This is a genomic window from Streptomyces sp. V3I7 (genome assembly GCF_030817495.1).
Lineage (GTDB): Bacteria > Actinomycetota > Actinomycetes > Streptomycetales > Streptomycetaceae > Streptomyces.
In genome coordinates, this window is sequence record NZ_JAUSZK010000001.1 from 1306532 (window position 1) to 1329805 (window position 23274).

Genomic DNA, 23274 nt, shown 5'->3' on the forward strand with positions numbered 1-23274 from the left:
GCAGCCGCGCCGCGTGCGTCACCGGGTGCGCTCAAGAGTGCGCGTGAGGTGGGCGAAGACGACGACATTGCCCGTGTAGCCGGTTCTGCGGTCGTAGGCGCCACCGCAGGTGATCAGTCTCAGCTCCGGCCGCCCGCGTGCGCCGTAGACCTCGCGGTCGGGGAAGTGCGCCTTGTCGTACGTACGGACCGCGTCCACCGTGTAGACGGCGCCGCGTCCGTCGGCGCGCCTGGCCTCGACCAGGTGGCCGGGCCCCAGGGCGGGGAGACCGGCGAAGACGGCGGGGCCGGTCTTCGTGTCGAGGTGCCCGACGGCGACGGCCGTACCCCTCTCGCCCGGGGAGGGCCCGTCGGCGTACCAGCCCACGAGCCTCGGGGCGTCGTCCGGCGGGGCGGTCATCCGCCGGTCGCGGTCGAGACGGAGGGTGCCGACCGGGGCGTCGACGCCGAGGTAGGGGATGGCGAGGCGGACCGCGCGGGAGCGCGGCAGGGGGCGCGGCGGGGCGGGCGGGTGCGCGGAGCCGCGCGCCGGACGGGCCGCGAGCGGCTGCTGCCCTCCGCGCGCGTCGGCACGCGTCCCGCCGGCTCCCGGATCCGCCGGGTCCGCGGCGGATCCGTCCGCTCCCCCGGCGCAGCGGACGCCCCCCACCACCAGGACGACGGTCAGGGCGACCGTCCTCGTCAGGCGGTAGGCGCGCGTCCGGTGCCAGGGCCTGCGGGGCCGGCGTCTTCGTGCCCCGCGGTGGGCGGCGGCCCGAGGGGAGGCCGACGGCCTGCGCGCCTGGTTACGCGGCGCCATACGGGCGGCGGCGGAGCCGGAACCAGACCGATCCCCCCACCGCGGCCAGCCCCACGGCGGCGGCACCGGCGACCGGGGTGAAGGCCTCGCCGCGGGCCAGCCCGCCGCCACCGGCCGGCGGCCCGCCGTTCGGGCCGCCGTGATGCCCGCCGCCCGGACCGCCCGGTGCGCCGCTCGGGCCGCCGCCGGGCTTCTCCGGGCAGTCGACCTTGAAGACCTTGTGCTTGCCCGCTCCGTTGCCTCCCTCGATGACCCAGGTCAGCTTGTACTGCCCGTCGGGCAGGGTGAGATGGGCCGTCGTCCCGGTGCCGGTGGGCAGGTCGAGGGAGCCTTCGAGTCGGGCGGAGCCCTTCTGCGCGGGCTGGGGCTCGATGGTCCAGTCGATCGCCTGGCCCGCGTCGAAGTTGAAGGCGTCGAGGTAGAACTCGCAGACCTTCGGCTGGTTGAGGTGCGCCTCGGCGGCCGTACCCACCACATGGACCTTGACGTCCCCGTTGTCACCGGGGGCGGCCACGGCCGGTGCGCCGAGGAGCACGGATCCCGTGAGGGTGAGCGCCGCCCATGCGGCGGCTTGGCGGGGCAGGGACGGGGTCGGCATGAACAGGCCTCCGAATCAGGTAATTATTCGTACAATCTGCTTTTCCTGACTCTGTGTCATGCCGGCCCCGCACGGCTCGGAAGCAACGCCGCGCGCCGCTCAGATATCGCTCTTCCGGCTCAACGAGGGGCGCACGCGACGGGCGCCCCCTGCGTCCTCCCGTCCGGCCACCGGCCCCGTCAGCGAGCGCCACGCGACTCCCGCCGAGAGCAGCAGCAACCCGCCCAGCATCACGAATGGCGCGGCCACGCCCGCGAGTCCGGCGACCAGGCCGGCCGCGGCGGGGGCGGCGACCTGGCCGAGGCGGTTGCCGGTGAGGCGCAGGGCGAGGGCGGTGGAGCGGGCGTCGTCCGGCGCGGCCTGGACGACCGTCGTCATGGACAGCGGCTGGCCGACACCGAGGCAGAAGCCGAGCACCGCGAGGACCAGGCCGAGCGCCCACACCGGCACCGGCAGGGCGATCGCCGCGCACAGCAGCGCCGCCAGCAGACAGGTCACCGTGAGCAGTACGGTCCGGCCGAGCAGCCGCAGCAGGGGCGTGAGGACGAGGCGGCAGGCGATGCTGGCCCCGGCGCGCAGGCTGAGCAGGACGCCGATCACCGCCGGCGCGATACCCCGGTGCTCGCCGACCACGGGGAGATAGGCGGTGAGGATGTCCGTGGCGGACAGCACGGACAGGCTGATGAGCATGCCCGCGGGCACGCCCCGGGCGCGCAGGATGCGGCCGACCGGGACGCGGTCGCCGTACGGGGCAGGGGACTTGGCGGTCGTACGGACCTCGATGCGCCACAGCGAGGTGCACGCCGCCGCCGCGCCCGCGCCCGCGACGACCAGGGCGAGCGCGCTGGTGGCGGCCATGTCGGGGCCGCCGATCAGGGCGCCGGCCGCGACCGGGCCGACGAGCTGGCCGAGCGAGGCGCCGATGGTGAAGTGGCCGAAGTTGCGGTCCTGTTCGTGCGGGGCGGACTGACGGGCCACGAGCGACTGGGCGCCGATCACGAAGCAGAGGTGACCGAGCCCCATCACCCCGCTCCACAGGGCCATCGCCCAAAGGGAGTTCGCGAGGCCGCTGAGCGCGCAGCCACCGGAGATGAGGACGACGCCGACCGGCAGCAGGGGCGCACAGCGGCCGCGGTCGGTACGGCGGCCGAGCGGTACGGCGGCCAGCAGCGGCAGCAGCGCGTACACGCCCGCGATGACGCCGACCGCCCGCCCGTCGGCGCCCAGCGCGAGGGCCCGGTAGGACACGGCGGGCCGCGCCATCGACACCGCCCCCTGCGCGAAGCCGAAGGCGATGACGAGCCGGAGCAGCCAGCCGCGGTGCCCACCGGGCCTCATGAGTACGTCCTCCCGCAAGGTCAGATGATGCCGAGGAGCAGTCCCGCGCCGAGCACGATCAGCGAGGTGAGGACGGCCCACTTCACGACGAACCGGGTGTGGTCGCCGAACTCCACCTTGGCCATGCCGACCAGGACGTACACGGCTGGGACGAGTGGGCTCGACATGTGCAGGGGCTGGCCGACGATCGAGGCGCGGGCGATCTCCAGCGAGGAGACGCCGTGCGCGTGGCCCGCCTCGGCGAGCACGGGCAGGATGCCGAAGTAGAAGCCGTCGTTGGACATGAAGTACGTGAGCGGGATGCTCAGGACGCCGGTGACGAGGGCCATGTGCGGGCCCATGGCGTCGGGGACGTGGCCCACCAGCCACTTGGCCATGTGGTCGACCATGCCGGTGCCCTGGAGGACGCCGGTGAAGACGGCGGCGGCGAAGACCATGCCGGAGACGTTGAGCACGTTCTCGGCGTGAGCGGCGATGCGGGCCTTCTGGTCGGGCATGTGCGGGAAGTTGACGGTGAGCGCGAGCGCGGCGCCGATCAGGAACAGCACCGGGATCGGCAGCAGTTCCATGATCATGGCGGTGAGCAGGGCCACCGTGAGCAGCGCGTTGAACCAGTACAGCTTGGGGCGCAGGGTGGGGCGGTCGGGGTCGAGGCCCTGGAAGCCCTCGTCCGCCGCGTCCTCGGAAGCGCCGGCCTCCCCGGAACCGCCCGCGTCCACGTCCGTACCCGTTCCCGCGTCCGCTCCCGCGCCCGAACCGCCGCTGTCCGCAGGCCCCTTGACCGCGCCACCGGAACCGGTACCCACCAGCACCGTCTCCGACTGCTCCACCAGCGCCTCGTCCAGCGTCAGAACGCCGAGCCGCTGCCGCTCGCGGCGGCCGAGGACGTACGCGAGGACGAGGACGCCCAGCAGGCCGACGGCGAGGGCCGGGATCATCGGGACGAAGATGTCGCCGGCGTCGACCTTCAGTGCGGTCGCGGCGCGGGCGGTCGGGCCGCCCCACGGCAGGGTGTTCATCACACCGTTGGCCATGGCGGCGACGCCGGTCAGCACGACCAGGGACATCTTCAGCCGCTTGTACAGCGGGTACATCGCCGAGACCGTGATCATGAAGGTGGTCGAGCCGTCTCCGTCGAGCGAGACGATCGCGGCGAGGACCGCGGTGCCGACGACGATCCGCAGCGGATCGGCCTTGCAGAAGCGCAGGATGCCCCGCACGATCGGGTCGAACAGGCCGACGTCGATCATCACACCGAAGTAGACGATCGCGAACATGAGCATCGCCGCGGTGGGCGCGAGGTCGGTGACGCCGTCGATGACGTAGTCGCCGAGTCCGGCGCCCTTGCCGACGAACACGCAGAACAGCGCGGGGATCAGCACGAGCGCCGCGATCGGCGACATCTTCTTCAGCATGATCAGGACCAGGAAGGTCGCGATCATGGCGAAGCCGAGGATGGTCAGCATGAGTGGATACCTAACGTTCGCCCTTGAACACGGCCCCTGAAGTGCGTCAGAGGCCGGCGGTGCGACGACGTTAGGTCCCGCAGAACGGCGTTAACAAGACGTTGACACGTGAGCAATAAGCGCGAAACTCCAGGTCACAACGTTGCCGTGAGCTCGACGGGTACGCCGTTGAGCACCGCGTTGCCCGACAGCGGGTCGAGCAGGGTGCCGTCGAGGAGCTGGTTGACGTTGACGCCGGGGTCTGCGGCGGCGTGGGTCAGCCGGGTCCCGGGGCGGTCGTGGCCCCAGCCGTGCGGCAGGCTGACGACGCCGGGCCGGACGGCGTCGGTGACCTCGGCGGGGGCGACCACCTCTCCCCCGGCGCCCTTCACCCGTACCTGTCCCCCGTCGCGCACGCCGAGGCGGTCGGCGTCGTCGGGGTGGATGTGCAGGGTGCAGCGGTTGGTGCCGCCGGTGAGGGCGGGGACGTTGTGCATCCAGCTGTTGTTGGAGCGCAGATGGCGGCGGCCGACGAGGACGAGACCGGCCGGGCGGTCCGCGAGCGCGGCGCGCAGCCGGGGCAGGTCCTCGGCGATCGGCCGCGGCAGCAGCTCCACCTTGCCGCTGCGGGTCTTCAGCGGCTGCGGCAGGCGCGGGCGCAGCGGCCCGAGGTCGATGCCGTGCGGATGGGCGAGCAGCTTCTCCAGGCTGAGCCCGTCGGGATCTGCGCCGAAGCCGTCGCCGTAGGGGCCGAGGCGCAGCATCATGTCGAGCCGTCGCTCGGGGCCGTTGTCGCCGGTGAGTTCTGCGGCGAGTTCCTGGGGGTCGCGGCCGTGCACCGGGGAGTGCGCGTCGGCGACCGCCTTGCCGAGGGTCTGGTCGATCACCATCTGGTCGACGGCCGCCGGCTCGGCCCCGTGCTTCCCCAAGCTCTCGGCTTCGCTCGAGCAGGGGAGACCCCAATCGGAGGCGGCGAGGATCAGCCGGGCCAGGATCTCGGACTCGGCCATCCGGCCCGCCTCCAGGGGCACGGCTGGGCGGGTGTAGCGGACCTGGTTGCGTACGGCGAGGGTGTTGAAGGCGAAGTCGTGGTGCGGGCTCTGCGAGGGCGGCGGCGGTGGCAGCACGACGTGGGCGTGGCGCGAGGTCTCGTTGAGGTACGGGTCGACGCTGACCATGAAGTCCAGTGATTCCAGGGCCTTGTCGAGCCGGTTGCCGTCGGGTGCGGAGAGCACGGGGTTGGCGGCGACGGTGATGACGGCGCGCACCGGCTCGCCCGCGTCGGTCGCGGTGTCGATCTCCTCGGCGAGGGCGGCGAGCGGCAGTTCGCCCTTGGCCTCGGGGTGCCGGCTCACCCGGGAGTGCCAGCGGCCGAGCGCGAAGCCGTGGCCGGCGCCGGCCGGGCGGGGCGTCCGGTCGGTGGCCGCCTGCGGGAAGAGGGCGCCGCCGGGCCGGTCGAGGTTGCCGGTGAGGATGTTGAGGACGTCCACCAGCCAGCTGGCGAGGGTGCCGTGCGGGACGGTGCAGGTGCCGATGCGGGCGTACACGGCGGCGGTGGGGGCGGCGGCCAGGTCGCGGACGAGGGCGCGGGTGACATCAGCGGGCACGTCACAGCCCTCGGCGACGGCCTCGGGGGTGAAATCCCGTACGGCCTCACGGAGTTCCTCGAGGTCCTGGACGTGCGGCGCGAGGTCCCCCAGGTCGGCCAGGCCCTCCTCGAAGAGGACGTACGTCATCGCCGCGAGCAGCAGGGCGTCGGTGCCGGGGCGGATCGCTATGTGCCGGTCGGCGAGGCGGGCGGTGCGGGTGCGGCGCGGGTCGATGACGGTGAGGGTGCCGCCGCGGGTGCGCAGGGCCTTGAGCTTGCCGGGGAAGTCGGGGGCGGTGCACAGACTCCCGTTGGACTCCAGGGGGTTGGCGCCGATGAGGAGCAGGTGGTCGGTGCGGTCCAGGTCGGGTACGGGGATGGCATTGGCGTCGCCGTACAGGAGCCCGCTGGAGACGTGCTTGGGCATCTGGTCGAGCGTGGAGGCCGTGAACAGGCTGCGGGTACGCAGGGCGCCGAGCAGCACCGTCGGGTAGAGGCCGCCGGCCACGGTGTGCACGTTGGGATTGCCGAGGACGACGCCCACGGAGTCGGCGCCGCAGCGCTCGACGACCGCGCGCAGGCCCGCGGCCACGGCGTCGAACGCCTCCTCCCAGGTGGCCTCGCGCAGTTCGCCGTCCTTGCGGACGAGCGGGGCGCGCAGCCGGTCGGTGTCGCCGTCGACGGCGCCGAAGACGGCGCCCTTGGGACAGATGAACCCCTTGCTGAACACGTCGTCGCGGTCGCCGCGGGCGCCGGTGACCCGGGTTCCCTCGACGGTGAGCGTCAGCCCGCAGGTGGCCTCGCACAGGGGGCAGATTCGCAGGGCGGTGCGGGACACGGGTCCTCCCGGAGGGCGGCGGCTTCGATGGCGCACGTTCGACGGTGAGCATACCGACCGGTATGCACGGTGGGGAGGGGTGCCGCGGATCCCGTGGGCGCGGACGCTTGCCGGTGGGGTCAGTCCAGCACGCGGGCGAGATAGGCCCGCAGCAGTTCACGGGCCTCGGCGATGATCGCCTCGTCGCCCTGCGGGGCTGCCCGGAACGCCAGGTGGATGAGCGTGTCGGCGGTCTCCACGGCGACCAGGAAGACGCGCCTCAGGTCCTCGTCGGGGGTGCGGCCGAGATAGCCGGAGAGCAGTTCGGTCAGGCGGGCGGCGACGCGGTAATTGGGCTGGCCATGGCGGGCGCCGACCGGTATCTGGTTGCCGAAGTCCACGAGGGCGAAGCCGGGGGCGGTGCTCTTCATCGCGAGGTACTCGTCGAGGACGGCGTCCAGGGCCGCGCGCCAGTCACCCGGCCGCGCGTCCCGCAGCCGCTGGGTGACGCGCTCGGAGTAGCGCTCCAGATTGCGCTGCGCGAGTGCGCCGACCATCTGCCGTTTGTTGCCGAAGAAGCGGTAGACCGAGCCGATGGGGACGTCCGCGCGCAGCGCCACCGCACGGGTGCTGAGACCGTCGTAACCGACCTCGCCGAGGAGGTCGGCGCAGGCGTCGAGGATCCTGGCCAGCCGTTCGGCGCTGCGCCGCTGGACCGGCGCGCGGCGAAGCGATGTCGCGTGGGGGACGGGCTTCATGATGCCTTTCCGGCGGGATCCGGTGAACGTCGTCCCACTGTACGAAGGCGGGCCTCCCGTGCACTCACCGCATCCGGCTTGCGGACGGCGCTCCCGGACAGCGCCCACGGACTGCGCTTCACGGAATGTGCGCCCACGGGCCGCGTCCCGTGCACCGCGCGGATCCGGCCGGAGCGCCGGGGACCTCTTGCGCCGGGGAACGCGCAATCCTACGGTTCTCCAGAGGAATCGGGTGCGCAAGGGAGCGACCATGAGCGGGGACGCGCGGAAGACCGCCGAGCAGCTGGACCATCTCTCCGGGTTCGGCAACGAGCACGCTTCGGAGGCGGTGCCGGGCGCCCTGCCTGAGGGCCGCAACTCGCCGCAGCGCGCACCGCTCGGGCTGTACGCGGAGCAGCTCAGCGGGACGGCGTTCACCGAGCCCCGCGCGCACAACCGCCGCTCGTGGCTGTACCGCATCCGCCCCTCGGCCGCGCATCCCGCGTTCACCCGCACCGGCAACGGCGCGATCCGCACGGCGCCCTTCACGGAGACGGTGCCGGACCCGAACCGGCTGCGCTGGAACCCGCTGCCCGAGCCCCCGGCCGGGACGGACTTCCTGGCGGGCCTGTGGACGCTCGGCGGCAACGGCGACGCGACGCAGCGCACCGGCATGGCCGTGCACCTGTACCAGGCCAACTCCTCGATGCAGCGCTTCTTCAGCGACGCCGACGGGGAGCTGCTGATCGTGCCGGAGAGCGGGGGGTTGCTGCTGCGTACGGAGTTCGGGCTGCTGCATGTGGAGCCGGGACATGTGGCGCTGATTCCTCGTGGGGTGCGCTTCCGTGTGGAGCTGCTGGATGACTTTGCGCGCGGCTATGTGTGCGAGAACTATGGGGCGCCGTTCCAGCTGCCTGACCTGGGCCCCATCGGCGCCAACGGGCTGGCGAACGCCCGGGACTTCCTGGCACCGGTCGCCGCGTACGAGGACGTCGAGGGGCCGGTGGAGGTGGTGAACAAGTTCGGCGGCAACCTCTGGACGGCGACGTACGACCACTCCCCGCTGGACGTGGTCGCCTGGCACGGCAACCATGTGCCGTACGTCTATGACCTGCGCCGGTTCAATGTGATCGGCACCATCTCGTACGACCACCCGGACCCGTCGATCTTCACGGTGCTGACGTCGCCGTCGGACACCCCCGGGCTCGCGGGCGTCGACTTCGTCGTGTTCGCGCCGCGCTGGCTGGTGGGCGAGGACACGTTCCGGCCGCCGTACTTCCACCGGAACGTAATGAGCGAGTACATGGGCCTGATCGAGGGCGCGTACGACGCGAAGGCGGAGGGCTTCGTGCCGGGCGGCGGCTCGCTGCACAACATGATGTCGGCGCACGGACCGGACCGGGAGACGTTCGAGCGGGCGAGCGCCGCCGAGCTGAAGCCGCACAAGGTGGACGACGGGCTGGCGTTCATGTTCGAGACGCGCTGGCCGGTGACGCTCACCCCGCAGGCGGCCGGGGCCGGACATCTCCAGCAGCGGTACGACGACGTGTGGCAGGGCCTGGAGCGCCACTTCCGCCCGTCGCACTGAACGACCTCGCACTGAACGGCACGGACTGGTACGGATACTCCGGTGACTCCCTTCGCCCCTGACTCGGTCGTCCTGAACCGCAAGCTGCCGCTCTGGTACCAGGTGTCGCAGTCCCTGCGCGCCTCGATACTCGGCCGCACTCCGCGGGACCAGCTGCGCCTGCCGACCGAGCAGCAACTGGCCGGGCACTACGGCGTGAGCGTGCTGACCATGCGGCAGGCGCTCAAGGAGCTGGAGGACGAGGGCCTGATCAGCCGGCACCGCAGGCGCGGCACGTTCATCGAGCCCGGTGCGCAACGCGGCGCGCCGGTACGGCTCCTGGGCTCGGTGGACGCGATCGTGGCCCAGCAGTCCGGCATGACGACGGAACTGCTGGACCGGGGGCGGACGCCGGTACCGGCGGAACTCGCCGAGTACTTCCCGGACGTGGCCGAGGTGGCGACGTACCACCGGCTGCGCTGCGACGAGAGGTCCGGTGAGCCGACCAACCACGCCCGCAACCACATCCGCCCGGAGCTGGGCGACCGCATCGACGCCGAGGACCTGATCCGCTGGCCGATGACGAAGGTGCTGCGGGACGTGGCCGGGGCGGCCATCAGCCGCATCACGGACACGGTGGAGGCACGGCTGGCGGACCCCGAGACGGCCCGGCTCCTCCAAGTCCCGTTGCTCAGCCCGATCCTGCACTACACCGGGGTGACGTACGACGGCGACGGTCGGGTGCTGGACGTCGCGCTGATCCACTACCGCGGCGACCGCTTCTCCTTCACGGTGACCTTGGACGCCACCTGACCCGACCGCCGCCGACGGCCCGTACGATGCCGAGCGTGACGCCCGACGACGCTCTCCCGCTCGCGGACCTCATGCCGTGGTCCGTGGAACCCCCGCGCCTGGGCCGCGCCTGGCCGACGGCCCCCGATCCGGCCTCGCTGAGGGCCCGCTGGGACGCCCTCCTGAAGACCGAAGGCCCGGACCAGGACGCCCTGTTCGAGCCGACCCGCGCACGCACGCCGCACTCGGCCGTCGGCCAACTCCCGGGCCGGTTGGGCGGGACGGAGAAGCTGGCCCGCGCCTCGGGTCCGTGCCCGGAGCCGGTCCGTGTGCTGGCGGCCCCGTTCGACGAGCAGTGGCTGATCCCGGACCACCGGCTGATCGACACGGCCCGCCCCGAGTTGTGGCGGGTGGCGGACTCCCACCAGGTGTTCGTCGTGGAGACGGCCACGGAGGCCTCGGCCCCACCGCTCCTGGCGACCTCGCTGCTCCCCCTCGTCCGTCCGGGCCGCGTCCGCCCGCTGTACCGCCGGCCCGGCGGCACCGAACCCAACCTGGCGCCGGGCCTGTTGACGTACGTCGGCTCGCGGCTGGGCCTCTCCCCCACCCCGCCGGACCTGCTCGCCTGGACGCTGACGGCGGTCCGCCCCGACCTCACGGTCCCGCTCCCGGCGGACCCCGGGCTCTGGTCCGAGGGCGTCCGCCTGGGCCACCGGATGCTGTGGCTGCTGCGCCGCGACGGCACCCGCCCCAAACTCCCCGGCGGCCGCCGCCCGTACGTACGCGCACCTCTCCCGCCCCGCCCGCGGACCCTCCACTACGACCGCGCCGGGGAGACGCTCCACCTCGACGAGGGCCGCGTCTCCCCGGTACCGCCCGAGGCCTGGGACTTCACGGTGGCCGGCACTCGCGTCCTGGAGTCCTGGTTCACCACCCGCACCACGGACCCCGAACCGCACACCCTCGCCGCGATCCGCCCGACGACCTGGCCCCGGCCCTGGACCTCGGAGCTCCTGGAACTGATCACGATCCTCACCCTCCTGACGGAACTCCGCCCACAACAGGCGTCGTTGAAGGTCACGAACCCCATCACCCCCACCGACCTCCACAAGGCAGGCGTCCTCCCCCTCCCTCGCGCGACCCGAGGCCCCGCCACGGTCCTGGACCACCACGAGGAGGGCCGGAGGGCCAGTTCGCGCTCATCTAGCGCGGGCAGCACTGACCGGCTAATGAGGTACTGAGCTACTGACAAAGGGGGCAGGTCCGGGTCATGATCGGTTCCATGGACCGGCTCCCCCTGCCCCTGGAGGGCATCACCGTCGTCGCCGTCGAACAGGCCGTGGCCGCGCCGTTTGCGACCCGGCAACTCGCCGACCTGGGGGCGCGGGTCATCAAGGTCGAGCGTGTCGACGGGGGCGACTTCGCGCGCGGGTACGACACCGCGGCCCGCGGCCTGGCCTCGCACTTCGTGTGGTGCAACCGCGGGAAGGAGTCGATCGCGCTCGACCTGAAGGATCCGCGCGGTCTGGAGGTCGTACGGAGACTGGTCGCCGGTGCGGACGTGTTCGTGCAGAACCTCGCCCACGGCGCCGCCGCCCGGCTGGGCCTGGACGCCGCCACGCTGTGCGCCGCGCACCCGCGGCTGGTCGCCGTGGACATCTCGGGGTACGGCGCGTCCGGTCCGTACGCGGACAAGCGGGCGTACGACATGCTCGTGCAGTGCGAGGCGGGGCTCGTGTCGGTCACCGGGACGCCGGAGCAGCCGGTGAAGGCGGGCGTCCCGGCGGCGGACATCGCGGCGGCCATGTACGCCTTCTCCGGAGTGCTCGCGGCGCTGGTACGGCGCGGGACCACCGGGCGGGGCGGGCCCGTCGAGGTGTCGATGCTGGAGGCGCTCGCGGAGTGGATGGGGCACCCGCTGCACTCCGCGCTCCACGGCGGAACTCCCCCGGCGCGCACCGGACTCGCGCACGCCGTCATCGCGCCGTACGACGCCTATCCGACCGCGGACGGCGGCCGGGTGCTGGTGTCCGTGCAGAACGACCGGGAGTGGCGGCGGCTGGCCGAACAGGTGCTGGAGCGGCCCGAGTTGGGGGTGGATCCGGACTTCGCGACGAACACGGCGCGGGTCGCGCGCCGGGAGCGGACGGACGAGCTGGTCGCGAAGGCACTGGGCGCGCTGGACGCCGACGAGGCGCTGGCGCGGCTGGAGGGCGCGGGCATCGCGTGCGCGCGCCTGAGGGACCTGGACGACCTGGCGGAGCATCCGCAGCTGGCGGCCCGGGAGCGGTGGCGGGAGGTGGGGTCGCCGGTCGGGCCGCTGAAGGCGTTGCTGCCGCCCATCACGCTGCCGGGCGGGGACGAGGCACGGATGGGGGACGTGCCCGCGCTCGGGCAGCACACCGAGGCACTGCTGCGAGCCGTGGGGATGACGGACGGCGAGATCGCAGCGCTGCGCCGGGACGGCGTCGCGGCCTGAACGCGGGCTGGTCGGTACAGGCGGGCGCTCCGTGCACGTGAGTTCCCAGGTACATCTCACACACACGCGGGCCTTCGGCGCACGCGAGCCGAGCGTGCGCGCGGGTGTTTCAGTGCTTGTTGCCGCCGAACAGCGAGCGGCGCAGTCGGCGCAGCGGCGCGAACAGCGAGACGCGGCTCACACGCGTGCCCCGGGCGCTGCGTTCCTGTGTGGGCGGACGCGAGGTCAGCTCACGCATCAGCAGCGTCGCCTCGGCCGTCTTCTGCTGCGGTATGGCGGGTCCCGCCAGCACCGAGAGGTGGCGGTCGAGGCGCGAACTGCTCGCGCTGCTCCCGCAGGTGATCGCAGGGACCCTCGCCCTGCTGCGCACTGTTATCTGCTCCATGTCACTCCCCACCCGTACGAGTCCACCCGGCCCGGGCAGGGTAACCCTATCGTCCCAAACGGGCACCCGTGTATCGCGGTCGCAGGATTCACCTTCCCCACAAGGAGGTTGACGATTACTCTCCGAATCCGACCGATTTCAGGGCGAGTTGCGCCAACGGCTGGCCAGTGGGGTGCGTTGATCCACCGTCCGGTTCGACGGTCACGGCGAGTGACGTCGCGGACGTGGTCAGCCCGGTCGCGACCAAGGGCGTGTCGCCCTCGAACACACCGAGGGAGCGCGGTGGCACATGGGGGCGCATCAGCCACAGCTGGTGGACGCGTCCGCCGGGCGGTGCGCCGTATCCGCCGAGGGTGACGACCGCCCTCCCCTCGGAGACGGAGGCGATCACGGCGATACTGCCGCCCCGGGCGCCCTTCCCGCTGCTCGCCCGGGCGTCGGGCGCCGCGAGCACGTGGGCGATCTCACGCGCCCGGGCCCGCTCGGCGTCCAGCCCGTCCTGCGTCCTGTGGGCCTGCACCGCGAACAGTCCGGCGACGACGAGCGCCGCCGCGGCGGTGGCCGTGGCGAACGGGACGAACAGGGGGCGCGTCCTTGGCGCACGAGTGCGGGCCGGCACGGGCTGCGTGCCCCAGACGTGCGGCGGGAGTTGTGTCCCGCGCGCCCGTGCGGCGGCCGGTCCCAGCGACGGGGCGCGCACGCCCGCCGGTTCCCGCCATGCGGCGCGGGCGCCCGCCGGTTCCTGCGGCAGCGTCCGTACGGCGGCCAGCACCCGGTCGCGCAACGCGGGCGGTGCCGGGGCGGCCGTCGACCAGGCCAGGCGCACCGCGTCCTCGGAGAGGGCGCGGACCTCGGCGGGGCAGCGGTCGCAGGCGCGCAGGTGCTGCTCGAAGCGGTGGCGTTCGGCGGGGCCGAGGGCGTCGAGCGCGTAGGGGGCGGCGAGCGAGTGGGGGTCCTCGCGGGGGAACAGCCGGGCCAGGATGCTCATGCGGCGCCTCCCAGGCACTGGCGCAGCCGGGTCAGCCCGTCGCGCATCCGCGTCTTCACGGTGCCCAGCGGCAGCGACAGCCGCTCGGCGACCTCACGGTAGGTGTACCCGTCGTAGTAGGCCAGCGTCACCGACTGGCGCTGGAGCGCGGTCAGCCGGTCCAGGCAGCGGCGCACCCACTCGCGCTCCAGGCCCGCCTCGACCTCCTCCGAGACCTGGTCGAAGGCGGGTGCCCCGGAGCGCAGGGCCTCGCGCTGCTCGCGCTCGCCAGCCGCGCGGGCGCTGCGCACCCGGTCGACGGCGCGGCGGTGGGCGAGGGTGAGGATCCAGGACAGGGCACTGCCCCGGGCGGGGTCGAACCGGGCGGCGCAGCGCCAGAGTTCGAGCAGCACCTCCTGGGCGACCTCCTCCGACTGGGCGGGGTCGCGCACCACGCGGCGCACGAGTCCGAACACGGGCCCGGACACCAGTCCGTACAGCTGCTCGAAGGCCGTGTGGTCACCGCCGGCCACGAGCAGCAGAAGCTCGTCCGCCTCCACTCGGTCCCCCTCTCCGCGGCCGCACCCCGGCCGTCCCGTCACACCAGGCATTCGCAACGAAGGCACCTCCGGACGGGGTTACGGATCCGGGCGGCGAAAACGCGGGTCGGGGACGGGGAAAAGAATTTCCGCGGTCGGCCAATCCGGGGCGCGCACCGCTTCGAATGCCCGGGTGTCAGGCAAGTTGACACCGAGGACGGACGGCATGACACCTCTACTTTCCAGGAGCGGTGCGGGACGCGCAGGCCTGGTCCAACTCATCTGTGGTGGGCTGGCCGCCGGGGGGGCTCGCGGCCGCCTCAGTGGCCACGCTGGAACCGGGGGCGGCCTCCGCCTCCTCGCACCGGGAGGCCCCGCTGATCTCGGGGACCCCGCAGTACGACAACACGGACGTGTACGCGTTCGTCAGCCCCGACAAGCCCGACACCACGACGATCGTGGCGAACTGGATCCCGTTCGAGGAACCGGCGGGCGGCCCGAACTTCCACATCTTCGCGGACGACGCCCAGTACGACCTCCATATCGACAACAACGGCGACGCGCAAGGTGAGTTGCTCTTCCGCTACACCTTCAGGACCCATCGCAAGAACGGCGACACCTTCCTCTACAACACAGGCCCGGTCACCAGCCTCGACGACCCGGACCTCAACATCACGCAGACGTTCGACATCGACCTCGTCAAGCTGAAGAACCAGCACGTGGTGTCGAGGACGAAGCTCGCGGACGACATCCCCGTGGCGCCGTCGAACGTCGGCAAGGCGTCGATGCCGGACTACGGCAAGCTGCGCTCGCAGGCTGTGTACAAGACGGCGGCCGGTGCCACGGCCTTCGCCGGGCAGGCCGACGACCCGTTCTTCCTGGACCTGCGCGTCTTCGACCTGCTGTACGGCGGGAACCTCTCCGAGGTCGGCCGGGACACGCTCAAGGGCTACAACGTCAACACGATCGCCCTGCAGGTGCCGAACGACATGATCCGCCAGTCTGCGCACCAGCCGGTCGTCGGCATCTGGTCGACCACGCAGCGCCGGAACGCCCGGGGCTCCTACACACAGGTCTCGCGCCTCGGCAGCCCCCTGGTCAACGAGGTCGTCAACCCGCAGAAGGACAAGGACAAGTTCAACGCGTCCGCGCCCTGGGACGACGCCCAGTTCCTGAAGAACGTCACCAACCCCGAACTGCCCAAGCTCATCGAGGGGATCTACAAGATCAAGGCCCCCGCCGAGCCCCGCAACGACCTGGTCGACGTCTTCCTCAAGGGCGTCAAGGGACTCAACCAGCCGCCGAACGTGCGCCCGGCGGAGGAGCTGCGCCTCAACACGTCGATCGAGCCGAGCGCCCACCCCAAGCGGCTGGGCGTGCTCGACGGCGACAACGCGGGCTTCCCCAACGGCCGCCGGCTGACGGACGACGTGATCGACGTCTCCCTCCAGGTGGTCGAGGGCGAACTGGTCGGCGCCAAGAACGACTTGGGCGACGCGGTCGACAAGAACGACAAGAAGTTCGAGAAGAGCTTCCCGTACGTCGCCCAGCCGACGTCCGGTTCGCGCGGCGCGCTCGCCCAGGGCACGACCAAGGGTGCCGACGTACGCAGCCAGCTCGGCGACGCCCTGAAGCCGGCGGGCTCGTCGGCCGGCGGCTCCGGGGACACCGTTGTGATCGCCGCCTCGGCGGCCTCGGGCGCGGCCGGGATCCTGCTGATCGGCACCGCCCTCGCCTGGTGGCGGCGCCGGCTGCAGCGCCCGTACTGACCCGGCCCGGCCCCACCGACCGGCGCGGCCCGCGTCCCCCACATCCCCCACGGCGCGGGCCGCGCCACCCCGCACGCGATCCCTCAGGCGACCGAGGAGTACAGGGCATGACCCCGCGCACGACCGGCAATGAGCCAGCAGAACCAGTCGAGTTGGCGGGCCCGGCGGCGATCCCGCCGTCGGAGGACCTGCCGCCCGCAGAGGAGCGGCACGCTCCTGCGAGCCGTCGCCCGCGGGCCGCCCGGCTGGCCGGGTGTGCGGTCCTGCTGGCCGTCGCGCTCACGGGCGGGGCCGTCGCCGTCGGGGCGGCACGGGACGACCGGCCGGCGGCGACCGTGGCGGCCGCGTCCGACGCCGTGCCGCCCGGGCTCACGGCCGGCGGCGACCTCGAATCCGCCATCGCCGCCCTCCAGGCCCACCTGCGCGGCCAGCCGAGGGACTCGGGAGCCTGGGCCACGCTCGGGCTCGCCTACGTCGAACAGGCACGGGCCAAGGGCGACCCGGCCCGCTACCCGCAGGCGGAGAAGGCCCTGGCCCGTTCGCTCCGCCTCGCCCCGGACAACGACCAGGCCCTGGCCGACCGCGCCGCCCTCGCCGCCGCCCGGCACGACTTCCCGTACGCCCTCACCGCCGCGGACCGGGCCCTGGGCCAGAACCCGTACAGCGAACGCGCCCTGTCCTCCCGCATCGACGCCCTGGTCGAACTCGGCCGCTACGACGAGGCCTCCCAGGCCGCCGACACCGCCGACGAACGCCGTCCGGGCATCCCGGTCTTCACGCGGTACGCCTACGTCCACGAGCTGCGCGGCGACGTACGGACCGCCCGCCGCGTACTGAAGCAGGCTCTGGCCGGCGCCACCTCCCCCGGGGACGTCGCGTACGTCGCCGCCCAGCTCGGTCAACTCGCCTGGAACCAGGGCGACTACGAGAGCGCCCTCTCCTTTCACGCCCGCGCTCTCGCCGCCGACGATCACTACCTCCCCGCCCTCGAGGGGCGGGCCCGCGCCCAGGCCGCGAGTGGTCAACGGGGCGCCGCCATCAAGGGGTTGGAGCTCGTCGTCGCGCGGTATCCGCTGCCCGGCCCGCTCGTGGAGCTCGGCGAGCTGTACGAGGCCCGAGGGGCGGACGGCGACCGGGCGAGGGCCCGCGAGCAGTACGCCCTCGTCGACGCCTGGATCGCGCTGGCCCGCGCGGGCGGCGTCAACGCCGATCTCGACACCGCGCTCGCCGCCGCCGACCACGGTGACAGGGCGGCCGCCCTGAAGGCCGCCCGCGCCGAGTGGGCCCGCCGCCGCACCGTGCACACGGCGGACGCCCTCGCCTGGGCGCTGCACGTCAACGGCGAGGACCGGCAGGCCCTCCCCTACGCCCGCCGCGCCACGGCCACCGGCTACCGCAACGCGTCGTTCCTCTACCACCGCGGCACCATCGAACTCGCCGCCGGTCACCGCGCGGACGGCCGCGCGTCTCTCACATCGGCTCTGAAGCTGAACCCCGGCTTCTCGCCGCTGGGTGCGCGCAACGCCCGTACGGCGCTGAAGAGTTCGGAGGCGGCCCGGTGAAGCCCCGTCGGCTGTTCGCCTCGGCGGCGGCGGTCCTCACGACCGCCTGCGCACTCGTGCTCGGCCCCACCACGAGCGCGAGCGCTCACCCCCTCGGCAACTTCACCGTCAACCGCTACGACGGTCTCGTCGCCGCTCCCGGCCGGCTCCGCGTCAACCACGTCGAGGACCTCGCCGAGATCCCGGCGACCCAGGCCAGGCCCGGCATCGAACGCCTCGGCCTGGCCGAGTGGGCGCGGCGGCGGTGCGCGGCGGCCGCCGAGGGCAGCACGCTCACGGTCGACGGCCGCAGGACCGACCTGACCGTCGGCGACAGCACCGCGCGGCTGCGCCCGGGGCAGGCCGGGCTCGACACCCTGCGCGTGGAGTGCCGGCTCACCGCGCGGCTCCCCGAGGCCGGCACCGTCACGCTCGGCTTCCACAGCGCGGGCGCCTCCACCGGCCCCGGCTGGCGGGAGATCACCGCACGCGGCGACCGGACGACGCTCACCGCCTCGGACGTCCCCGCTGGTTCGCGCTCGCGAGAACTCACCCACTACCCAACGGAGTTGCTGACGTCGCCGGACGACACCACCAGCGCCACCGTACGCGTGCGCGCGGGCGGACCGGCCCTCGGGGAGCAGCGGCAGGACTCCCCCGCCGCCTCCGTCCTGCCGCGTGGCGTCGACCGCTGGACGCGCGCCCTGGACGACCTCGTCGCGCGCCACGACCGCACCCTCGGCTTCGCCGCCCTCGCGCTGGTCATCGCGACCGGTCTGGGCGCGCTGCACGCGCTCGCCCCAGGCCACGGCAAGACGCTGATGGCCGCGACGGCCGCCGCCCGCGGTGGCCGGGCCCGGTTGAAGGACGTACTGCCGCTGGCCGCGTCGGTCACGGTCACCCACACCCTGGGCGTCGTCGCGCTGGGGCTGCTGGTCACAGCCGGTTCGGCGGCCACACCGTCGGTGATCGCCTGGCTCGGCATCGCGAGCGGGATGCTGGTGACGGGCGCGGGCGTGACCCTCGTACGACGGGCCTGGCCCCACCGGTCCCCCACGGACGCGCCTCACCAGCACGTCCACCATGCCGTTCCAGAACGCCAGTTGGCCCTGGTCGGAGCGCACGCCGGAGCTGCTCCACCGCTCCACACGCACACGCACGGCGGCCATACCCACACCCACCCCGTCGCGCCGACCCTGCGGGGCACGATCCTGCTCGGCTTCGCGGGCGGGCTCGTGCCCAGCCCGTCCGCCGTGGTGGTCCTGGTCGGTGCGGCGGCGCTGGGTCAGGCCTGGTTCGGGCTGCTGCTCGTCGTCGCGTACGGCGCCGGACTCGCGCTGACTCTGACCGCGGCCGGGTTCGCCGTCGTCAGGCTGGGTACGGGAATGACCCGGGTGATGGAGAGGCGCCCCCGCTGGACCACCCACCCCGTGGCCGCACTCGTACGCCGGACGACGCCCCTGGCGTCCGCGTGCGTCGTCGTGGCCCTGGGCGTCGGACTGGTGCTCAAGGGGGCGGCTTCCGCGTTCGGGTGAGCTACTTTGTCGAGAAATCGCGCGCGATGCCGTGGGGGGCTCCCGTGACCGAAGTGCCGGGCAGTGAACGTGTGATCGGTGGCCGCTACCGTCTCCTGTCCCCGCTCGGCGAGGGCGGCATGGGAACCGTGTGGCGCGCCCGTGACGAGGTGCTGCACCGCGAGGTCGCCGTCAAGGAGGTGCGGGCCCCGGCCGGGCTGCCCGCCCCGGACGTCGAGCGGATGTACGCCCGTCTGGAGCGCGAGGCGTGGGCCGCGGCCCGGGTCGCGAACCGCAACGTGGTGATGGTGTACGACGTGGCGCTGGAGGGCGGAAGGCCCTGGGTCGTCATGGAGTTGGTCCGCGGGCTGTCCCTCGCCGACGTGCTGGAGGCGGAGGGTCCGCTGTCCCCGCAGCGGGCCGCGGACGTCGGCGCGCAGGTGGTGTCCGCGCTGCGGGCCGCGCACGCCGCCGGGGTGCTGCACCGGGACGTGAAGCCGGGCAACGTGCTCCTGGCCAACGACGGCCGGGTGGTGCTCACCGACTTCGGCATCGCCATGGTCGAGGGCAGCTCACAGCTGACGATGACCGGCGAGGTGATCGGCTCGCCCGAATTCGTGTCCCCCGAGCGGGCGTTGGGGCGCACACCGGGCCCCGAGTCGGACCTGTGGTCGCTGGGCGTGCTGCTGTACGCGGCCGTCGAGGGCAGTTCGCCGTTCCGGCAGGACACCCCGCTCGGCACGCTGCGGGCCGTCGTCGACGAGGAGTTCCCGCCGCCGCGCCACGCCGGACCACTGACCCCGGTCATCGAGGGCCTGTTGCGCAAGGATCCGGCCGAGCGGCTGCCCGCCGACGTGGCCGAACGGGACCTGCGGCTCGTCGCGGCTGGGGGTGCCCCCTCTGGGGGAGGTACGCCGCGCGCGGGCGCCGGGTACGCGGCGGCACCGGAGGCCACGACGGTCGCGGCGTCGCCGCAGCCGCAGTCCCCGACCCCGCCGATGCCCCTGCCTGCCGGACCGGCGGACGCCTGGACCACGGGTTCCGAGCCGCGCCGCGACCGCCGGTCCGTCGCCGTCCTGGTCGCGGGGCTGCTCGCCCTCGCGCTCGCGCTGGGCGGGCTGACGTACGCGCTGCTGAACCGCGACGACAACCGCGGCGACGGGCGTGCGACCGGGGGCGATCCGAGCGTGAGCGTCAACACGCCCGCGCCCACTCATAGTTCCGAGTCATCGACGAGCGACGCGCCATCGAAGTCCCCGAGCAGCGATCCGCCGAGCAGCCGCCCCGCGCAGACGGTGCGCGTCACGCTGACGGGCGAGAACACCTCGTACTCCGGGCCCTGTCCGCCGCCGGCCGCGCACGCGCCGGCCTTCACGGCGACGTTCACGGTTGGCCGGCTGCCCGCGAGGGTGGAGTACCGGTGGGTGGCGAAGCACGGGACGGTGTCCGACCCGGGCTGGAAGACGCTGGCGTTCCCGGAGGGGGGCGGCGCGTCCAAGCGGGACAAGGTGGTCGTCACGACGTACGACGCGTTGGGGACCGTCGAGAACGAGATCCATGTGGAGGTGCGCGGTCCGGTGCGGACGGCGTCCGAGGCCGTCCCGTTCTCGGTGCGCTGCGAGACGACGGAGACCCCGACGGACGGGGCCTCCGCCTCACCTACGGCATCACCCTGAGGTTCGGGCGCCGCAGGTCTGACGTGACGGTTCAGCCCGCCGCGTTGGTGAGCACCGGCAGGTAGCCGTTGTTCTGACCGAGAGCGGTCGGGTGGTAGGACTGGCCGAAGTCGCCCCAGTCGACGCTGTGCAGCCAGTCGTCGCCGGTGCAGAGCTCGTGGCCGGCGAAGGTGGTGCGGACGTCACCGAAGACGAAGCCGTAGGCAGCGGCGCGGTTCTGTATGACGCCGTCTATGGTGTCGGCCGCACTGTTGATCGCGGAGCGCTTGGTCTCGGACAGGCCGACGCACCCTGCCACGTTGAGCTTGTAGAAGCGGGGGTAGCCGAGCACGACCACGCGAGCCGACGGGGCACGGCCGCGGACGGCCGAGTAGACGGTGTTGAGTTTGCCGGGCAGCGTGTTGTTGATGTACGCCTTCGCTGTGTTGATCCGGTTGACGCAGTCGCTGTCGGATCCGACCACGCAGGTCATCATGACGTCGGAGAAGCCCGCGTCATTGCCTCCGACGGTGACGGAGACGAGGCCGGTCGAGGAGTTGAGCGAGCCGAGCTGGTTGGCCATCACGTCGTCCGTCGTGGCGCCGGAGCAGGCGTTGAAGGCGAACGACGCGGGGTGGTGCGCCGCGTTCCAGGTGTACGGGTGCGCGTTCGTGCTGCGGTCGCACGAGCCGCTGGTGCTGATGTAGTTGCCCGCTCCGACACCGGACGCGTAGGAGTCACCCAGGGACACATAGCCGCCGGTGATGGCGAGTTGGGGGGACGCCTGCGCCTCGGCCGCCCCGGTGAGGGCGAAGCCGGCGGCGAGGAGGAGCGCGCTCACGTAAGCCGAAAGTCGGAAACGTCTCATGGAACCTCCCATTAGCAGGATCTCTGCCTCAACTGTGGTACCAACTACGCGCGTTGACGGGAAGTGTCCATGCCAAGACTTTTTTCAGGACTCAACAGCTTCCGTTACGAACCGGCCGCCTTGTCCGATTCCCTACGCTGCCAAATCCGGATGAGTCACCAACTGTGCTTCTTGACGGGCTCGTTGGCGCTGCGCGACATTGAAGCCCGGCATCCGGCACTTCGGGGGGCAAAGTCGGCCATGCAGACGTCGCGCATCAGGACACCTTCGGAAGTCGGTGCCGGGCGGCCATCGACGGGTCCGGGGAGGGTCCTGTCTCCGCTGCTCGCGGGGGCCGTGACGGCCACCTGCGCGGTGGGCGCGTTCCTCGCGCTCACCGACTCGGACGCGCCGTCACGGGTCCAACCGGCGTGAGCTGCGCCGCCGCGAGCGGCAGTCGCCGCTGCCGGGCGCGGCCGGCCTGGACGCCGTGCGGCTCGACGCGGTCGCGCTCGACTCGGCCGCGCTCGACTCGGCCGCGGGAGAGGTGTCTTGAGAGAGCCCGGCATCTCCGTCGTGATCTGCGTGTACACCGAGGACCGCTGGGACGACATCCTCGCGGCGGTCTCCTCGGTGCGCGCGCAGTCGTACCCGGCCGGAGTCGGCGCCGCCCTTGGCCATGGCGATCATCCCGGCGGCCTGGACGGCGTCGCGGTGGGGCTCGGACCAGCCCTTGCGCTCGTCGTCGGCGTCGGCGGGCTCGACGTAGCACTCGGCCCACCACAGCGGCAGGTCCCGGGTCCTGCGGCGCACCCAGTCGCCGACGGCCGTGAGCTTGTCGGTGGCCGCGAACTCGTCGAGCAGCAGTTCGTCGTCGTTGGTGTAGCTGGAGCCGTCGACGACCACGAAGTCGGCGCCCGCCTTGTGGGTGTTCCAGTAGTCGAAGGCGTCGAGGACCCGCTGGTCCATGGCGCCCCAGGGCCCCTTGAAGGTCTTCGAGGCGTCGCCCTGGCGCGGGTCGACGCTGTCCATGACGAGGTAGGGGCCGCCGACCATGATGTCTCGGTCGACCTTCTTCAGCGCCTTGTACACGAGGTTGTACATCGCGGTGTACCCCTCGTAGTCCCAGCGGCCCCTGACGTCGTTCCAGAAGCCCTTGAACTCGTTCCAGACGATGAAGTGGCGTACGTCCGGATAGCGCCTGGCGACCGTCGCCGCGAGGTCGGCGAAGTCCTGGTAGTGGGCGGGGGGCGGCGCGGTCTCCAGGGCAGCCTGGCTCCAGTCGGTGTCGCCGGCACCGGACCTGCCGCCCTTCATCCAGTCCGGCGAACAGCACAGGGTGATGACCGGGGTGCCCTTGGAGCGACGGACGAAGTCGATACGGCGGTCCAGCGCGCCGAAGTCGTAACGCCCCTTCACCGGCTCGGGGTTGTCGGCACCCCAGCCCATGATGGCCTGGTTCTGCGGCAGCCCCGCGCTCGCCGCCAGCCGCTCGGCGACACGCCCGGTGGCCGCCGCGCCGCCCTCGTCGGCGCTGTACTGGGTGTGGGTGAATCCCCAGCCCACGTACGGCTCCGCCCGGGTCGGCGGGGTCGCCGGCGTGCCGTGCGCCTTGTCGCCCTCGCGCGAGGTTCCGGCGGTGCTGCCGCCGTCCCCGGGAAGCGTGGCGATCAGGGTCACCATCAGGGCCAGTACGGCCGCGCCCACGCCGAGCAGAGCGGTGAGCCGCCACCGCCGCGTCGTCCCCGTACCCGCATTCCCCCCATGACGTGTCATCAAGGACAACAGTGTCGGCGGGAGCCGGGCGCCGGGCAGGTCTCGGCGACGCACGGCTTCGTCACGGCCGAAGGGGCGGCCGGCCGGTGCCGCGGCGACGCCACATCCGCCGCACGGAGCAC

Annotated in this window: 17 protein-coding genes and 2 pseudogenes; 8 read left to right on the plus strand and 11 right to left on the minus strand. The window is 72.9% G+C overall.

Going from position 1 to position 23274, the window contains the following annotated elements:
* Positions 1-18: 18 nt before the first annotated feature.
* The 6 genes from QFZ74_RS06260 to QFZ74_RS06285 form a co-directional block, all read right to left on the minus strand.
* A complete protein-coding gene (locus QFZ74_RS06260; RefSeq protein WP_307619779.1) occupies positions 19-798 on the minus strand; it encodes a class F sortase in 780 nt (259 codons plus the stop codon).
* On the minus strand, positions 785-1396 hold the full coding sequence (locus tag QFZ74_RS06265) for a hypothetical protein (RefSeq protein WP_307619780.1): 612 nt from the start codon (positions 1394-1396) through the stop codon (positions 785-787). The genes QFZ74_RS06260 and QFZ74_RS06265 overlap by 14 nt, the downstream gene beginning before the upstream one ends.
* A 99-nt stretch (positions 1397-1495) precedes the next feature.
* Positions 1496-2734 carry an MFS transporter gene (locus tag QFZ74_RS06270; protein WP_307619781.1) on the minus strand — a complete coding sequence of 413 codons (1239 nt, stop codon included), beginning with the start codon at positions 2732-2734 and terminating at the stop codon, positions 1496-1498.
* Positions 2735-2754: 20 nt separating this feature from the next.
* Positions 2755-4200: a CitMHS family transporter gene (locus QFZ74_RS06275; protein ID WP_307619782.1), complete on the minus strand. Its 1446-nt coding sequence runs from the start codon at positions 4198-4200 to the stop codon at positions 2755-2757.
* Positions 4201-4334: 134 nt separating this feature from the next.
* Complete coding sequence (locus QFZ74_RS06280) at positions 4335-6605, minus strand: molybdopterin oxidoreductase family protein (RefSeq protein ID WP_307619783.1); 2271 nt, start codon at positions 6603-6605, stop codon at positions 4335-4337.
* Positions 6606-6724: 119 nt separating this feature from the next.
* Positions 6725-7342 carry a TetR/AcrR family transcriptional regulator gene (locus QFZ74_RS06285; protein ID WP_307619784.1) on the minus strand — a complete coding sequence of 206 codons (618 nt, stop codon included), beginning with the start codon at positions 7340-7342 and terminating at the stop codon, positions 6725-6727.
* Positions 7343-7592: 250 nt separating this feature from the next.
* Here QFZ74_RS06285 and hmgA point away from each other — a divergent pair, with 250 nt between their 5' ends.
* The 4 genes and pseudogenes from hmgA (at position 7593) to QFZ74_RS06305 (ending at position 12159) form a co-directional block, all read left to right on the plus strand.
* Positions 7593-8909: a homogentisate 1,2-dioxygenase gene (gene hmgA, locus QFZ74_RS06290; protein ID WP_307619785.1), complete on the plus strand. Its 1317-nt coding sequence runs from the start codon at positions 7593-7595 to the stop codon at positions 8907-8909.
* Positions 8910-8951: 42 nt separating this feature from the next.
* Complete coding sequence (locus tag QFZ74_RS06295) at positions 8952-9701, plus strand: GntR family transcriptional regulator (protein ID WP_307619786.1); 750 nt, start codon at positions 8952-8954, stop codon at positions 9699-9701.
* Positions 9702-9727: 26 nt separating this feature from the next.
* Positions 9728-10887 (plus strand): annotated as a pseudogene (locus QFZ74_RS06300) (type ISP restriction/modification enzyme).
* A 75-nt stretch (positions 10888-10962) separates the two neighbouring features.
* Complete coding sequence (locus QFZ74_RS06305; protein ID WP_373462351.1) at positions 10963-12159, plus strand: CaiB/BaiF CoA transferase family protein; 1197 nt, start codon at positions 10963-10965, stop codon at positions 12157-12159.
* Positions 12160-12268: 109 nt separating this feature from the next.
* Here QFZ74_RS06305 and QFZ74_RS06310 read toward each other — a convergent pair whose 3' ends face one another.
* The 3 genes from QFZ74_RS06310 to QFZ74_RS06320 all read right to left on the minus strand — a co-directional run bounded on the left by QFZ74_RS06310 (position 12269) and on the right by QFZ74_RS06320 (position 14071).
* Positions 12269-12544: a hypothetical protein gene (locus tag QFZ74_RS06310; protein WP_307619788.1), complete on the minus strand. Its 276-nt coding sequence runs from the start codon at positions 12542-12544 to the stop codon at positions 12269-12271.
* Positions 12545-12659: 115 nt separating this feature from the next.
* Positions 12660-13532 (minus strand): anti-sigma factor, encoded by an 873-nt coding sequence (locus QFZ74_RS06315; protein ID WP_307619789.1) that lies wholly within the window; start codon positions 13530-13532, stop codon positions 12660-12662.
* Positions 13529-14071: a sigma-70 family RNA polymerase sigma factor gene (locus QFZ74_RS06320; protein ID WP_307619790.1), complete on the minus strand. Its 543-nt coding sequence runs from the start codon at positions 14069-14071 to the stop codon at positions 13529-13531. Before QFZ74_RS06320 ends, QFZ74_RS06315 begins: the two co-directional genes overlap by 4 nt.
* Before the next feature lie 205 nt (positions 14072-14276).
* Here QFZ74_RS06320 and QFZ74_RS06325 point away from each other — a divergent pair.
* From QFZ74_RS06325 to QFZ74_RS06340, 4 genes and pseudogenes are all read left to right on the plus strand, one after another.
* A pseudogene (locus QFZ74_RS06325) lies at positions 14277-15819 on the plus strand (DUF4331 domain-containing protein).
* 107 nt (positions 15820-15926) lie between these two features.
* On the plus strand, positions 15927-17381 hold the full coding sequence (locus QFZ74_RS06330; RefSeq protein WP_307619791.1) for a lipopolysaccharide assembly protein LapB: 1455 nt from the start codon (positions 15927-15929) through the stop codon (positions 17379-17381).
* Positions 17378-18895 (plus strand): nickel transporter, encoded by a 1518-nt coding sequence (locus QFZ74_RS06335; RefSeq protein ID WP_307619792.1) that lies wholly within the window; start codon positions 17378-17380, stop codon positions 18893-18895. Before QFZ74_RS06330 ends, QFZ74_RS06335 begins: the two co-directional genes overlap by 4 nt.
* 26 nt (positions 18896-18921) lie before the next feature.
* Positions 18922-20550, plus strand: a complete 1629-nt coding sequence (locus QFZ74_RS06340; protein WP_307619793.1) for a serine/threonine-protein kinase — start codon at positions 18922-18924, stop codon at positions 20548-20550.
* A gap of 31 nt (positions 20551-20581) precedes the next feature.
* Here the strand turns inward: QFZ74_RS06340 and QFZ74_RS06345 are convergent, their stop codons facing one another.
* Positions 20582-21397, minus strand: a complete 816-nt coding sequence (locus QFZ74_RS06345) for an SGNH/GDSL hydrolase family protein (protein ID WP_307619794.1) — start codon at positions 21395-21397, stop codon at positions 20582-20584.
* Between the two features lie 393 nt (positions 21398-21790).
* Positions 21791-23152, minus strand: coding sequence for a xylan 1,4-beta-xylosidase (locus QFZ74_RS06350; protein WP_307619795.1), 1362 nt, complete (start codon positions 23150-23152; stop codon positions 21791-21793).
* Positions 23153-23274: the final 122 nt, after the last annotated feature.